Origin of the sequence: Streptomyces sp. NPDC038707 (assembly GCF_040636485.1) — a bacterium.
Taxonomy (GTDB): domain Bacteria; phylum Actinomycetota; class Actinomycetes; order Streptomycetales; family Streptomycetaceae; genus Streptomyces.
In genome coordinates this window covers 148,993-163,463 of the sequence record NZ_JBEZUP010000002.1, presented here as the reverse complement: position 1 = coordinate 163,463, position 14,471 = coordinate 148,993, and the positions used below count along the sequence as shown (strand labels likewise).

11 protein-coding genes are annotated in these 14,471 nt (G+C 71.7%); 6 read left to right on the top strand and 5 right to left on the bottom strand.

Annotation, left to right across the window (positions count from 1 at the left end):
• Nucleotides 1–28: 28 nt before the first annotated feature.
• A complete protein-coding gene (locus AB0E62_RS03350; protein WP_362187309.1) occupies nucleotides 29–406 on the bottom strand; it encodes a cyclophilin-like fold protein in 378 nt (125 codons plus the stop codon).
• A 210-nt stretch (nucleotides 407–616) separates the two neighbouring features.
• Here AB0E62_RS03350 and AB0E62_RS03345 point away from each other — a divergent pair, with 210 nt between their 5' ends.
• Genes AB0E62_RS03345 through cydD form a run of 3 tightly spaced genes read left to right on the top strand, consistent with a single transcriptional unit; the run spans nucleotide 617 to nucleotide 6,738 of the window.
• Nucleotides 617–2,125: a cytochrome ubiquinol oxidase subunit I gene (locus AB0E62_RS03345; RefSeq protein WP_362187306.1), complete on the top strand. Its 1,509-nt coding sequence runs from the start codon at nucleotides 617–619 to the stop codon at nucleotides 2,123–2,125.
• 15 nt (nucleotides 2,126–2,140) lie between these two features.
• Nucleotides 2,141–3,160: a cytochrome d ubiquinol oxidase subunit II gene (cydB, locus tag AB0E62_RS03340; protein WP_362187304.1), complete on the top strand. Its 1,020-nt coding sequence runs from the start codon at nucleotides 2,141–2,143 to the stop codon at nucleotides 3,158–3,160.
• Nucleotides 3,161–3,219: 59 nt separating this feature from the next.
• Complete coding sequence (gene cydD, locus AB0E62_RS03335; protein WP_362187301.1) at nucleotides 3,220–6,738, top strand: thiol reductant ABC exporter subunit CydD; 3,519 nt, start codon at nucleotides 3,220–3,222, stop codon at nucleotides 6,736–6,738.
• 64 nt (nucleotides 6,739–6,802) lie between these two features.
• On the opposite strand, the gene AB0E62_RS03330 is transcribed toward cydD, so the two are convergent.
• From AB0E62_RS03330 to AB0E62_RS03315, 4 genes are all read right to left on the bottom strand, one after another.
• On the bottom strand, nucleotides 6,803–7,672 hold the full coding sequence (locus tag AB0E62_RS03330; RefSeq protein ID WP_362187299.1) for an HAD-IIB family hydrolase: 870 nt from the start codon (nucleotides 7,670–7,672) through the stop codon (nucleotides 6,803–6,805).
• A 100-nt stretch (nucleotides 7,673–7,772) separates the two neighbouring features.
• On the bottom strand, nucleotides 7,773–8,675 hold the full coding sequence (locus AB0E62_RS03325; RefSeq protein ID WP_362187296.1) for an LLM class flavin-dependent oxidoreductase: 903 nt from the start codon (nucleotides 8,673–8,675) through the stop codon (nucleotides 7,773–7,775).
• Nucleotides 8,676–8,864: 189 nt separating this feature from the next.
• Nucleotides 8,865–10,619, bottom strand: a complete 1,755-nt coding sequence (locus AB0E62_RS03320) for an SDR family oxidoreductase (protein ID WP_362187293.1) — start codon at nucleotides 10,617–10,619, stop codon at nucleotides 8,865–8,867.
• Nucleotides 10,616–11,458, bottom strand: a complete 843-nt coding sequence (locus AB0E62_RS03315) for a M24 family metallopeptidase (RefSeq protein WP_362187290.1) — start codon at nucleotides 11,456–11,458, stop codon at nucleotides 10,616–10,618. The genes AB0E62_RS03320 and AB0E62_RS03315 overlap by 4 nt, the downstream gene beginning before the upstream one ends.
• A gap of 240 nt (nucleotides 11,459–11,698) precedes the next feature.
• Between AB0E62_RS03315 and AB0E62_RS03310 the strand changes: the two genes are divergently transcribed.
• From AB0E62_RS03310 to AB0E62_RS03300, 3 genes are read left to right on the top strand one after another with little or no spacing between them, the layout of a single operon-like run.
• The gene (locus AB0E62_RS03310) at nucleotides 11,699–12,664 is read left to right on the top strand and encodes an ABC transporter ATP-binding protein (RefSeq protein ID WP_362188079.1); all 966 of its coding nucleotides are present in this window, start codon (nucleotides 11,699–11,701) and stop codon (nucleotides 12,662–12,664) included.
• A complete protein-coding gene (locus AB0E62_RS03305) occupies nucleotides 12,654–13,562 on the top strand; it encodes an ABC transporter permease (protein ID WP_362187287.1) in 909 nt (302 codons plus the stop codon). Before AB0E62_RS03310 ends, AB0E62_RS03305 begins: the two co-directional genes overlap by 11 nt.
• A complete protein-coding gene (locus tag AB0E62_RS03300; protein ID WP_362187284.1) occupies nucleotides 13,559–14,470 on the top strand; it encodes an ABC transporter ATP-binding protein in 912 nt (303 codons plus the stop codon). Before AB0E62_RS03305 ends, AB0E62_RS03300 begins: the two co-directional genes overlap by 4 nt.
• The last annotated feature ends 1 nt before the right edge of the window (nucleotide 14,471 follow it).

Below are 14,471 nucleotides of genomic sequence, written 5' to 3'. Positions count from 1 at the left end.
CGCAAGGAGCTGGGTGTTTGCGGCAGGATCAGTCCTCGATCAGTTCCACCCGGATGGGGTCGCCGGCGCGTACGGTCGCGAGGAGACCGGCGTCCCCGTCCAGGCCGCCGAGGACGTTGCACGGGCTGGCGAGGCGGCATTCCTCGCCGTGTGAGATCGGCGTGGGTCCGTAGGGGAGGGCGAGGGAGTCGCCCTCCGTCCAGAAGGCCACCGTGCCCGGGTCCACGACCTGGCGGGCGTCCGTTTCACGTGAAACCGAGACACCGGTGTCGAAGTACACCTCCTCACCCCAGGTGCTCGCCGTCGAGGCGAGGGGCAGGGCCTTGGCGAGGGCCTGCGCGGTCGGGGTGCTTGCGTCCAGGGTCGCGGTGATGTGGCCCGCGGGCCACGAAATGCGTATCTGCATGGCGGGCAATTCAACAAGATGTTGAAGTCGCTGCCAAGGTCTTGACACGTCGGCGATAGAGGGGACCCCCCTGGTGCGGCCGAAAATCAGTGCGTCATAATGGCTTGTGAATGTGAACGCGTTCACAAGCGCGTCCCGTTTGCTCCTGTATGCGGGCAACAAACAGGGGCAAACCGCCGCTGACCACGCCGTAGTAAGGAGAGTGACGACGTGGACCTGGCTTTGGCGCCGGAAACACTGGCGCGCTGGCAGTTCGGCATCACCACCGTCTACCACTTCCTGTTCGTTCCGTTGACGATCTCCCTGGCCGCGCTCACGGCCGGGCTGCAGACGGCCTGGGTGCGCACGGAGAAGGAGAAGTACCTCAGAGCGACCAAGTTCTGGGGCAAGCTCTTCCTGATCAACATCGCCATGGGCGTGGTCACCGGCATCGTGCAGGAGTTCCAGTTCGGCATGAACTGGTCGGACTACTCGCGCTTCGTCGGTGACATCTTCGGCGCCCCGCTGGCCTTCGAGGCCCTGATCGCGTTCTTCTTCGAGTCCACGTTCATCGGCCTGTGGATCTTCGGCTGGGACAAGCTGCCGAAGAAGATCCACCTGGCCTGCATCTGGATGGTCTCGATCGGCACGATCCTGTCGGCGTACTTCATCCTCGCGGCCAACTCCTGGATGCAGCACCCGGTCGGCTACAAGATCGACAAGGCGCGGGGCCGGGCCGAGCTGACCGACTTCTGGGCCGTGCTGACCCAGAACACCGCCCTCAGCCAGGCCTTCCACACGCTCTCGGCGGCCTTCCTGACCGGCGGCGCCTTCATGGTCGGCATATCCGCCTACCACCTGGCCCGCAAGAAGCACATCCGCGAGATGAAGACCACGCTGCGACTCGGTCTGATCACCGTGGTCATCGCCGGTCTGCTCACCGCGATCAGCGGCGACACCCTCGGCAAGGTGATGTTCAAGCAGCAGCCGATGAAGATGGCCGCCGCCGAGGCGCTCTGGGACGGCCAGAAGCCCGCCCCGTTCTCGATCTTCGCCTACGGCGACGTGGAGAAGGGCCACAACAGCGTGGCCATCGAGGTCCCCGGTCTGCTGTCCTTCCTCGCCGACGACAACTTCACCTCGTACGTCCCCGGCATCAACGACGTCAACAAGGCCGAGCAGCAGAAGTTCGGACCCGGTGACTACCGGCCCAACATCCCGGTGGCCTTCTGGGGCTTCCGGTGGATGATCGGCTTCGGCATGGCCTCCTTCGCCATCGGCCTGGCCGGGCTCTGGCTGACCCGCAAGAAGTTCATGCTGCCGCAGCACCTGAGGGTCGGTGAGGACGAGGTGCCGCACCTGGTGCTGTTCAAGAACCAGGCGCTCGGCCCGAAGCTCACCCCCTGGTACTGGCGCATCGCGACCTGGACGATGGCCTTTCCGCTGATCGCCAACTCCTGGGGCTGGATCTTCACCGAGATGGGCCGCCAGCCGTGGGTCGTCTACGGCGTCCTGCAGACCCGGGACGCGGTCTCCCCCGGTGTCTCCCAGGGTGAGGTCATCACCTCGATGGCCGTCTTCACCGCGCTGTACGCGATCCTCGCCGTGGTCGAGGTCAAGCTGCTCGCGAAGTACGTCAAGGCCGGCCCGCCCGAACTCACCGAGGCCGACCTCAACCCGCCCACGCAGATCGGCGGCGACCATCGTGACGCCGACAAGCCGATGGCCTTCTCTTACTAGGCCGGGGGAACAGTCATGGAACTTCACGACGTCTGGTTCGTCCTGATCGCCGTCCTGTGGACCGGCTACTTCTTCCTGGAGGGCTTCGACTTCGGAGTCGGCATCCTCACCAAGCTGCTGGCCCGGGACCGGGCCGAGCGCCGGGTGCTGATCAACACCATCGGGCCGGTCTGGGACGGCAACGAGGTGTGGCTGCTCACCGCGGGCGGCGCGACCTTCGCCGCCTTCCCCGAGTGGTACGCCACCCTCTTCTCCGGCTTCTACCTGCCGCTGCTGCTCATCCTGGTCTGCCTGATCGTCCGGGGCGTCGCCTTTGAGTACCGGGCCAAGCGGCCCGAGGAGAATTGGCAGCGCAACTGGGAGACGGCGATCTTCTGGTGCTCGCTCCTCCCGGCGTTCCTGTGGGGCGTGGCCTTCGGGAACATCGTGCGGGGCGTGAAGATCGACCAGCACTTCGAGTACGTCGGCGACGTCTGGGACCTGCTCAACCCCTACGCCCTGCTCGGCGGCCTGGTGACGCTCACGCTGTTCACCTTCCACGGAGCGGTGTTCACCGCGCTCAAGACCGTCGGGGACATCCGGGTGCGGGCGCGGAAGCTGGCCCGATGGGCCGGACTGGCCGCGGCCCTCGTGGCGCTGGCCTTCCTGCTGTGGACGCAGGCCGACAGCGGTGACGACGCGAGCCTGGTCGCCCTGATCGTGGCCGTCGTCGCCCTGGTCGCCGCGCTGGTGGCCAACCAGGCCGGACGGGAGGGCTGGGCGTTCGCGCTGTCCGGGGTCACCATCGTGGCCGCCGTGGCGATGATCTTCCTCTCGCTCTTCCCGAACGTCATGCCGTCCACGCTGAACGGGGACTGGAGTCTGACGGTCACCAACGCCTCGTCGAGCCCCTACACCCTCAAGATCATGACGTGGCTGGCGGCGATCGCCACCCCGCTCGTCCTGCTCTACCAGGGTTGGACCTACTGGGTGTTCCGCAAGCGGATCGGTACCCAGCACATCGCTCCCGACGCTGCTGCCGGCACCGCTCACTGAGTCCGCCGAGGGTGTGTTTCACGTGAAACACACCCTCTGGACCGAAGGGCCTGTTTCACGTGAAACCAATCGACCCACGCCTTCTGCGGTACGCCCGCGCCACCCGACTCTTCCTCGTGGCCGTCGTCGGTCTCGGAGCCGTGGGAGCCGGACTGGTCATCGCGCAGGCGATGCTCGTCGCCGAGATCGTCGTCGGCGCGTTTCAGCACGGTCAGTCGGCCGCCGGACTGCGCACTCCCCTGCTGTTGTTGGCCGCCGTGGCCGTGGGGCGGTCGTTGGTCGCGTGGCTCACCGAACTGGCGGCCCACCGGGCCGGCGCGGCGGTGAAGTCCGAGCTGCGCGGGCGTCTCCTCGACCGGGCGGCGGCGCTCGGCCCGGGGTGGCTGAGCGGGCAGAGGACCGGATCGCTGGTCACCCTGGCGACGCGCGGGGTCGATGCCCTGGACGACTATTTCTCGCGCTGTCTGCCGCAGTTGGGACTGGCCGTGGTCGTGCCGGTGGCGGTGCTGGCGCGGATCGTCACCGAGGACTGGGTGTCGGCGGCGATCATCGTCGGTACCCTGCCGCTGATTCCGCTGTTCATGATGCTGATCGGCTGGGCCACCCAGTCCCGGATGGACCGTCAGTGGCGGCTCCTGTCCCGGCTGTCGGGCCACTTCCTGGACGTCGTCGCGGGCCTGCCGACGCTGAAGGTGTTCGGCCGGGCCAAGGCACAGGCCGCGTCCATCCGGCGGATCACCGGGGAGTACCGGCAGGCCACGCTGCGCACCCTGCGGATCGCCTTCCTCTCCTCCTTCGCGCTGGAGCTGCTGGCCACGCTGTCCGTCGCGCTGGTCGCCGTGACGATCGGGATGCGGCTCGTGCGCGGCGACATGGACCTGTACACCGGGCTGCTGATCCTGGTGCTGGCGCCCGAGGCGTATCTCCCGCTGCGGCAGGTGGGGGCGCAGTACCACGCGGCGGCGGAGGGACTGGCCGCCGCAGAGGAGATCTTCTCCGTGCTGGAGACGCCGGTGCCGGTGCCGGGCACCGGCGCGGTACCCGCGGGCGCGCTCGCCTTCGAGGAGGTCAGCGTCCGCTACCCCGGGCGCTCGTCGGACGCGGTGACCGGGGTGTCGTTCCAGGTGGAGCCCGGGGAGACCGTGGCGCTGGTCGGGTCGAGCGGGGCGGGCAAGTCGACGCTGCTGAGCGTGTTGCTGGGGTTCGTACGGCCCACCGGAGGGCGGGTGCGCATCGGGGGAGCCGATCTCGCCGGCCTCGACCTGGAGGAGTGGCGGTCGCGAATCGCATGGGTGCCGCAGCGGCCTCATCTGTACGCCGGAACCATCGCGGAGAACGTGCGGCTGGCCCGGCCCGGGGCCGACGACGGGGCCGTACGTCAGGCGCTGCGGGACGCGGGCGCGTGGGAGTTCGTGGCGGCACTGCCGGACGGTGCGGACACCGTGCTCGGGGAGGACGGGACGGGGCTGTCGGCGGGGCAGCGGCAGCGGCTCGCGCTGGCCCGGGCGTTTCTCGCGGACCGGCCCGTGCTGTTGCTGGACGAGCCGACGGCCGCGTTGGACGGGGCGACCGAGGCGGAGGTCGTGGCGGCGGTGCGGAGGCTGGCCGCCGGCCGGACCGTGCTTCTGGTCGTGCACCGGCCGGCGTTGCTGGAAGCGGCCGACAGGGTCGTACGGCTCGGTGGCGCGGAAGCCGCCGAGCACCCGGGAGACGGCCGGACTCCCACGGCGCTCAGCCCTCTGGACCCCCACCCTCGCCCATCCGCGACCCGGCTCGGTGGACCGGAGCGCTCTAGCGCGACGGACCAGAGGAAGGCGATCCGCCGCGAGCGGAGCGTGCTGGCGCGCGTTCGCGAGCTGGGCGGCGGGGCCCGGAGCCGGTTGGCCGGGGCCCTGGTGCTGGGCAGTCTGGCGCTGGGAAGTGCCGTAGGGCTGATGGCGACCTCCGGCTGGCTCATCTCGCGGGCGTCGCAGCAGCCGCCGGTGCTGTATCTGATGGTGGCCGTGACCGCGACCCGCGCCTTCGGGATCGGGCGGGCCGTCTTCCGCTACGCCGAGCGGCTGGTGTCGCACGACGCCGTCCTGCGGATGCTGGCCGCGACCCGGGTCGCGGTGTACCGGCGGCTGGAACGCCTCGCCCCCGCGGGGCTGCGCGGTACCCGGCGCGGCGATCTGCTCACCCGGCTGGTCGCGGACGTGGACGCCTTCCAGGACTACTGGCTGCGCTGGCTGCTGCCCGCCGGAGTCGCCCTCGCCGTCTCCACCGGCTCCGTCGCCTTCACGGCCTGGCTGCTGCCCGCGGCCGGCGCCGTCCTCGCGGCGGGCCTGCTGGCGGCGGGCGTCGGCGTGCCCCTGCTGACCGCGGCCGCGGCCCGGCGGACCGAGCGGCGGCTGGCACCCGCCCGGGGAGCGCTCGCGACCCGGGTGACCGACCTGCTCACCGGCACCGCCGAGCTGACCGTCGCGGGCGCGCTGCCGGCCCGTACGGACGCGGCCCGGCGGGCCGACGGCATCCTCACCGGGATCGCCGCGCGCGCCGCCGCCGTCACCGGGCTCGGCGACGGCCTCACCGCGCTGCTCTCCGGGCTGACCGTCACGGGCACCGCGGTGTTCGGCGCCCAGGCGGTGGCGGCCGGCCGGCTGGGCGGCGTGGCGATGGCCGTGGTCGTGCTGACCCCGCTGGCCGCCTTCGAGGCCGTCCTGGGGCTGCCGCTCGCCGTGCGGTACCGGCAGCGGGTGCGGCGCAGCGCGGAGCGGGTGTACGAGATCCTGGACGCCGCCGAGCCCGTACGCGAGCCGGAACAGCCGCGGCCGGCGCCCGTGTCGCCCTTCCCCGTGGTCCTCAAGGGAGTGACCGCCCGGTACGAGGGACAGCGGCGGGAGGCGCTCGCCGGGCTGGACCTGACCCTGGAGCGGGGGCACCGGATCGCGGTGGTGGGTGCCTCCGGTTCCGGTAAGACGACCCTCGCGCAGGTGCTGCTGCGGTTCCTGGATCCGGAGGCGGGCTCGTACACCCTCGCCGGAGTGGACGCGTGCGCGGTGGCGGGGGACGACGTGCGGCGGCTCGTCGGGCTGTGCGCGCAGGACGCGCATCTCTTCGACAGCTCGGTGCGCGAGAACCTGCTGCTGGCGAGGAAGGACGCGACCGAGGACGAGCTGCGCGGAGCGCTGGCCCGGGCCCGGCTGCTGGACTGGGCGGAGTCGCTGCCCGACGGTCTGGACACGCTTGTCGGCGAGCACGGGGCCCGGCTGTCCGGTGGGCAGCGGCAGCGGCTGGCGCTGGCCCGCGCGCTGCTGGCCGGCTTCCCGGTGCTGGTCCTGGACGAGCCCGCGGAGCATCTGGACCTGGCGACGGCGGACGCACTGACCGCCGACCTGCTGGCCGCGACGCGCGGCCGTACCACGCTGCTGATCACCCACCGGCTGGCGGGGCTCGACGCGGTGGACGAGGTGATCGTGCTCGACGCGGGCCGGGTGGCGCAGCGCGGGCCGTACCGGAGGTTGCTGGCCGAGGACGGTCCGCTGCGGGACATGGCCGCCCGGGAGGCCGCGGCCGAGACCCTGGCGGGGGCGCGCTGAGGCCCGCCGCCACGCGCCGCGGGCGCTCGCCTGCCGTGCGTCGGGCGAGCGGCGCGGCCGTCGGCTAGCCGCGGCCGGCGAGGAGCTGTTCGATCACCACCGCCACGCCGTCGTCGTTGTTGGCGACCGTACGGCCCGACGCGGCGGCGACGGCGTCCGGGTGCGCGTTGCCCATCGCGTACGACTGGCCGGCCCAGGTCAGCATCTCCACGTCGTTGGGCATGTCGCCGAAGGCCACGACCTCCTCGTGCGAGATGCCGCGCTCCGCGCAGCACAGGGCGAGGGTGCTGGCCTTGGACACGCCGGGGCCGCTCAGTTCCAGCAGGGCGCTGGGGCTGGAGCGGGTGACGTTGGCGTGGCCGTCGACCGTGAGCCGGGCCAGGGTGAGGAAGGCGTCGGGGTCCAGGGTGGGGTGGTAGGCGAGGATCTTGAGCACGGGCTGGCCCGCGGCCGGTCCGTCGGGGGCGAGCAGTTCCTCGGCGGGCAGGACGGCGTCCGGTATCTCCATGTGCAGCTTGGGATAGTCGGGCTCCTGGCGGAAGCCGTAGGTCTGCTCGACCGCGAACACCGTGCCGGGGGCCGCCTCGCGCAGCAGCCGTACGGCGGCCAGGGCGTTCTCCCGGGCCAGCTCACGGACCTTCACGAACCGGTGGGCGCCGGGGCCGCCGTGCAGGTCGACCACGGCGGCGCCGTTGCCGCAGATCGCCAGGCCGTGGCCGTGGACGTGGTCGCTGACCACGTCCATCCAGCGGGCCGGCCGGCCGGTGACGAAGAAGACCTCGATGCCGGCCTCCTCGGCGGCGGCCAGTGCGGCGACGGTCCGCGCGGAGACCGACTTGTCGTCGCGCAGCAGAGTGCCGTCGAGGTCGGTGGCGATCAGCCGCGCCGGCAGGGCGGCGGCAGGGGTTCCGGGCTGTCTGGTCGCTGAGGTCACCCGGCCATTCTCGCGCAGACCCCCGCACGGCCGTGCGGGGCCGTGCACGGATGAGACACGGGCGACGCCCCGGAGCGGCTCCGAGGGGACCGTCTTCGGGTCAGCCCAGCTGGGCGAGCGCCTCCATGGCGATCCGCTCGAAGGTCTTCTCCTCCGCCGCGAAGACGGAGTTTGGGACGGGCCAGTGGATCACGAGCTCCGTGAAGCCCAGCTCCCGGTGCCGGCCGGCGAAGTCCACGAAGGCGTCCAGTGACGACAGCGGGCGGCCGCGGTCCGGGGTGAAGCCGGTCAGCAGGACCTTGTCCAGTCCGGCCACGTCCCGCCCGGCGGCCTCGCACGCCTCGGACAGCCGGCCGATCTGCCCGCGCAGGGCCTCGACGGACTGCTCCGGCGTACCGGTCTCGTACAGCTTCGGGTCGCCGGTGGTCACCCAGGCCTGGCCGTACCGCGCGGCGAGCCGCAGACCGCGCGGGCCGGTGGCCGCCACGGCGAACGGCAGCCGGGGCCGCTGCACACAGCCCGGGATGTTCCGGGCCTCGTGGGCCGAGTAGAACCGCCCCTCGCAGGTCACCGTGTCCTCGGTGAGCAGCCGGTCGAGCAGCGGCACGAACTCGGCGAACCGGTCCGCCCGCTCCCGCGGGGTCCAGGGCTCCTGGCCGAGGGCGGTCGCGTCGAAACCGGTGCCGCCCGCGCCGATTCCCAGGGTGATCCGGCCACCGGAGATGTCGTCCAGGGAGATCAGCTCCTTGGCGAGGGTCACCGGATGGCGGAAGTTCGGCGAGGTCACCAGCGTGCCCAGACGCAGCCGGTCGGTGACCGCGGCGGCGGCCGTCAGGGTCGGTACGGCGCCGAACCAGGGACCGTCACGGAAGCTGCGCCAGGACAGGTGGTCGTAGGTGTACGCCGTGTGGAAGCCGAGCTGTTCGGCGCGCACCCACGCCGAACGGGCGCCTTCGTGCCAGCGGCGGTACGGAAGGATCACGGTGCTCAGACGCAGACTCATGTGTCCGAGAGTAAGCGGGACCGGGGCCGGGGAAGGAAGCGCTCACCGAACGCGCGCGTGCCCCGGCCGAAGGAGAGAGACGCAGATCACGCGGGGTCTGCCCGGCCGGAGGTTTGATCCACAACGACGGGCGGTTATCCACAGCCGGGGCGGCGGAACTGTGGACAACCGCGGCAGACAGGCCACTTCTCACAGCCTCGGTTCCACCCGTGCGATCCTCCGCAGCAGCCCCGGGGCGAACCGGGACAGCAGGTGGGCCCCCTTGGCCTCCGGGGTCACCGGGGCCACCGGCCTGTCCCGGGCGACCGCGTCCAGGATCGCGTCGGCCACCTTCTCCGGCGGGTAGTTGCGCAGGCCGTACAGGCGGGCGGACCGCTGCCGGCGGCGGCGCTCTTCGGTCTCGTCCACGCCGGTGAAGCGGGCCGTGGCGGTGATGTTGGTGTTGACGATGCCCGGGCAGACGGCCGTGACCCCGATGCCCTTCGGGGCCAGCTCGGCGCGCAGGCACTCGGAGAGCATCAGCACCGCCGCCTTGGAGGTGCTGTAGGCCGGCAGCGCGCGCGAGGGCTGGTAGGCCGCCGCCGACGCCGTGTTGACGATGTGGCCGCCCTGGCCGCGCTCGGCCATGCGGGCCCCGAAAAGCCGGCAGCCGTGGATGACGCCCCACAGGTTCACGTCCAGCACCGCGCGCCAGTCGTCGGTCGTCGTGGTGAAGAACGAGCCCGACAGGCCGATGCCCGCGTTGTTGACCAGCACGTCCAGCACCCCGTACGCGCGGTGGACCTTCTCCGCGAGCTTCTCCATGGCCTGCTCGTCGGAGACGTCGGCCGGTTCGGCCCAGGCCTCGGGCGCGCCGACCAGCCGGCACAGCTCGGCGGTGCGGGCCGCTGACTCGGCGTCGCGGTCGACGGCGATCACCCGCGCGCCGGCCTCCGCGAACGCGAACGCCGTCGCCCGGCCGATGCCGCTGCCCGCGCCGGTGATCAGCACCAGCTGACCGGCGAACCGCTCGGCGTGGCGGCCGGTGGGCCGCGGGGCGGGCCGGCCGCCCTCCACGGAGGTGACGAACTCCTCGATCCACGCCGACAGCTGATCGGGACGGGTGCGCGGCACCCAGTGCCCGGCGGGCAGCGCGCGGCGGGTCAGCCGGGGCACCCACCGGTCCAGGTCGTCGTACAGCCGCTGCGAGAGGAACACGTCTCCCTGGGGTGTGATGAGCTGCACGGGCGCGTGGGCGTAAGCGTCGGGACGAGGCCTGCGCAGCCGGGCGCGGACGTTGTCCCGGTAGAGCCAGGCGCCGTGCGCCGCGTCCGAGGGGAGGGAGGCGGTCGGGTAGTCACCGGCCGGCACCCGTTCGGCCCGCTCCAGGATCCCGGGCCAGCGCTTGCCGAGCGGGCCGCGCCAGGCCAGTTCCGGCAGGGCCGGGGTGTGCAGCAGGTACACGTACCAGGACCTGGCGCCCTGGCCGAGCAGCTGGCCCACCCGCCGGGGCGTCGGACGCTTCACGCGCGCGTCGATCCACTGCCCGAAGTGGTCGAGGGACGGCCCGGAGATCGAGGTGAACGAGGCGATACGGCCCTCCGCGCGGCCGACGGTGACGAACTCCCAGGACTGCACCGAGCCCCAGTCGTGCCCGACGAGGTGCACCGGCCGGTCCGGGCTGACCGCGTCCACGACGGCCAGGAAGTCGTCGGTGAGCTTGGCGAGCGTGAAGCCGCCGCGCAGGGGCTTCGGCGCGGTGGAGCGGCCGTGGCCCCGGACGTCGTAGAGCACCACGTGGAAGCGGTCGGCCAGCCGGACGGCGACCTCGGACCAGACCTCCTTGCTGTCCGGGTAACCGTGCACCAGCACGACGGTCGGCTGTGCCGGGTCGCCCAGCTCGGCGACGCACAGCTCGACCCCGCCCGTGCGCACCCGGCGCTCGCGTGCACCCTCCACGGTCACTTCTCCTTCGCCCAGCGCCGCACGTGCGGCAGATCGTCATCCAGCCAGAACGCGCTCTCCTCGGCGTCCCGGGAGTCGGTGACCACCAGGATCTCCTCGAACTTCGCGCCCGTGCCCCGGAAGCCGAGATGCGGTTCGACCGCCCACAGGCCGGGCCGCGGCGGGTGGTCCGAGAAGCGGTACGGCGACCACAGCGGCGACCAGCCCTCGCGGTGGCCGTGCAGCGCGTCGGAGACCAGGCCCCGCAGGGACTGGGTGCCGAATCCGAACAGATGGGGGGACCAGCGGCGCGGCCGCACCCGGTCCACCTTGTGGGCGATCACCCCGAAGGGGTAGGCGCGGTGCCGGTTGGCGTAACCCTGGCGGACCATCAGCCGGTCCACGTCCTGGTAGATCTCCCGCAGCGGGCGCCGCTCGCGCACCTCGAGCAGGATCAGCTCCCGGTGCGCCTCCAGATCGGCCATCAGCCGGTCCTGCACCGGGTTCACGCCCAGCGATCCGGAGTAGCCGACGTCCGCCGGATATCCCTCGTACACCGGCGCCAGGTCCAGGATGAAGGGCATCCCCGGCTCCAGGGCGCGGTCGGTGGGGAAGAACTGGAGCGGGACGCGGAAGTCCGCGAAGGCCGTGCGGTCGCCGAACCAGGCGAAGGGCAGGTGGAACCAGTCCCGCACCCCGCGCTCGCGCAGCCACTCCCGCTGCATCCGCGCCGCCTCACGCTCCGTCACGCCCGGTGCGAGCCGGGCCGCGACCGCCTCCGCGCATTCGTAGGCCAGGCGCTGCACCCGTTTGAATCCCCGCAGGTCCGCGGAGGGTCCGCTGCTCACTGCCGTCGTCATGCCGCCCCGTCCCGTCGAGCGCGCTACGCGTCCGTAACTTGACACACGCGAATCTGGCACTTGTTAGAGGCGGCGTCAATAGGCCGGATCGACGGCGGGGGACACCGGCCGTCCGCCGCGCCCGTGCCCGCCCCTGGGTGGGCGACCCTTAGGGTCCCGTAATACCTGGGGCGGACGAGCAAACGGCTCTGTGGTCTGACGACGGACGTGGTCCGGATCACTACTGTCGAAGACGTGACTGTGATCGCGACCGAAAGCCTGAGCAAGCGGTTCCCCCGGGTGACCGCGCTCGACCGGCTGTCCGTGGACATCGGACCCGGTGTGACCGGACTCGTCGGGGCCAACGGCGCCGGCAAGTCCACCCTGATCAAGATCCTGCTGGGGCTGTCCCCCGCCACGGAGGGCCGGGCCGAGGTGCTCGGCCTCGACGTCGCCGCCAAGGGCGCCGCCATCCGCGAGCGCGTCGGGTACATGCCGGAGCACGACTGCCTCCCGCCGGACGTCTCGGCCACCGAGTTCGTCGTCCACATGGCGCGCATGTCCGGCCTGCCGCCCACCGCGGCGCGCGAGCGCACCGCCGACACCCTGCGCCACGTGGGGCTGTACGAGGAGCGCTACCGCCCCATCGGCGGCTACTCCACCGGCATGAAGCAGCGCGTGAAGCTCGCCCAGGCCCTGGTGCACGACCCGCAGCTGGTCTTCCTGGACGAGCCGACCAACGGACTCGACCCGGTCGGCCGCGACGAGATGCTCGGCCTGATCCGCCGGATCCACAGCGACTTCGGCATCTCGGTCCTGGTCACCTCGCACCTGCTGGGCGAGCTGGAGCGCACCTGCGACCACGTCGTCGTCATCGACGGCGGCAAGCTGCTGCGCTCCAGCTCCACCACCGACTTCACCCAGACCACGACGACCCTCGCGATCGAGGTCACCGACAGCGACGCCCACCCCGACGGCACCCACGCGGTCCGCGAGGCGCTGCACGCGCGCGGTGTCGACACCCACGCGGAGGCCGGCGGGCTCCCCGGCGCCGGGCACATCCTGCTGCTGACCGCCACCGGCGAGGACACCTACGACCTGGTCCGGGACGTGGTCGCCGGCCTCGGCCTCGGCCTGGTGCGCATGGAACAGCGCCGGCACCACATCTCCGAGGTCTTCACCAGCAGCGACGAACAGCGGAAGGAGGCCGTCGGCCATGGCGGTTGAGCATCCCCTGACCACGCCCTCCGGCGACCGGAGCCGCATCCACGACATCGGCTACCGCGGCTACGACGGCCCCCGCCTCGGCCGCTCCTACGCCCGTCGCTCGCTCTACTCGCAGTCCCTGCGCGGCGCCTACGGCCTCGGCCGCTCGGCGAAGTCCAAGGTGCTGCCCATGCTGCTGTTCGCGGTGATGTGCGTCCCGGCCGCCATCATGGTGGCCGTCGCCGTCGTCACCAAGGCGCACGAACTGCCGGTGTCCTACACCCGGTACGCGATCGTCACCCAGGCCGTGATCAGCCTGTACGTCGCCTCGCAGGCACCCCAGGCGGTCTCCCGGGATCTGCGCTTCAAGACCGTGCCGCTGTACTTCTCGCGGCCCATCGAGACCGCCGACTACGTCCGCGCCAAGTTCGCCGCGCTCGCCTCCGCCCTGTTCATCCTCACCGGCGCCCCGCTGCTGGTGATGTACGTGGGCGCGCTGCTGTCCAAGATGGACTTCGCCCATCAGACCAAGGAATTCGCCCAGGGACTGGTCTCCGTGGCCCTGCTCTCGCTGCTCTTCGCCGGCATCGGCCTGGTCATCGCGGCCTTCACCCCGCGCCGTGGCTTCGGCATCGCCGCCGTGATCGCCGTCCTGACCATCTCCTACGGCGCGGTCTCCACCCTCCAGGCCATCGCCGACACCCAGGGCAGCGGCTCCGCCGTGCCGTGGCTCGGGCTGTTCTCGCCGATCACGCTGATCGACGGGGTGCAGTCCGCGTTCCTGGGCGGCACCTCCGCCTATCCGGGGGGCACCGGCCCCTCCGGCGGCCAGGGCGTGGTCCACGTCCTGTTCGTCCTGGGCCTCATCGCCGCCTGCTACGGCCTCCTGATCCGCCGCTACCGGAAGGCCGGACTGTGACCACGCTGAACATCGACCACGTCTCCCGCTGGTTCGGCAACGTGGTCGCCGTCAACGACATCACCATGACCATCGGCCCCGGCGTCACCGGGCTGCTCGGCCCCAACGGCGCCGGGAAGTCCACCTTGATCAACATGATGGGCGGTTTCCTCGCCCCCTCCACCGGCACGGTCACCCTCGACGGTCAGCCGGTGTGGCGCAACGAGGCCATCTACCGGCACATCGGCATCGTCCCCGAGCGCGAGGCGATGTACGACTTCCTCACCGGCCGCGAGTTCGTCGTCGCCAACGCCGAACTGCACGGCCTCGACGCCAAGGCCGCCCAGCGTGCCCTGGCCACGGTGGAGATGGAGTACGCGCAGGACCGGAAGATCGCCACGTACTCCAAGGGCATGCGGCAGCGCGTGAAGATGGCGAGCGCCCTGGTGCACGACCCGTCGCTGCTCCTGCTGGACGAGCCGTTCAACGGCATGGACCCGCGCCAGCGCATGCAGCTGATGGACCTGCTGCGCAGGATGGGCGACGAGGGCCGCACGGTGCTGTTCTCCTCGCACATCCTCGAAGAGGTCGAGCAGCTCGCCCGGCACATCGAGGTCGTCGTCGCCGGACGGCACGCGGCCAGCGGCGACTTCCGCCGCATCCGCCGCCTGATGACCGACCGCCCGCACCGCTACCTGGTGCGCTCCAGCGACGACCGCGCCCTCGCGGCGGCGCTGATCGCCGACCCCTCCACGGCCGGCATCGAGGTCGACCACGCCGAGGGCGCCCTGCGCATCCAGGCCGTCGACTTCGGCCGCTTCACCGCCCTGCTGCCGAAGGTCGCGAAGGACCACGGCATCCGGCTGTTCACGGTCTCGCCGTCCGACGAGTCCCTGGAGTCCGTCTTCTCGTATCTGGTCACGGCGTAGG

Coding starts and splice junctions, on each gene's coding strand:
- AB0E62_RS03350 (WP_362187309.1), bottom strand. CDS start 406: ATGCAGATACGCATTTCGTGGCCCGCGGGCCACATCACCGCGACCCTG.
- cydB (WP_362187304.1), top strand. CDS start 2,141: ATGGAACTTCACGACGTCTGGTTCGTCCTGATCGCCGTCCTGTGGACC.
- AB0E62_RS03325 (WP_362187296.1), bottom strand. CDS start 8,675: ATGAGTCTGCGTCTGAGCACCGTGATCCTTCCGTACCGCCGCTGGCAC.
- AB0E62_RS03315 (WP_362187290.1), bottom strand. CDS start 11,458: ATGACGACGGCAGTGAGCAGCGGACCCTCCGCGGACCTGCGGGGATTC.
- AB0E62_RS03305 (WP_362187287.1), top strand. CDS start 12,654: ATGGCGGTTGAGCATCCCCTGACCACGCCCTCCGGCGACCGGAGCCGC.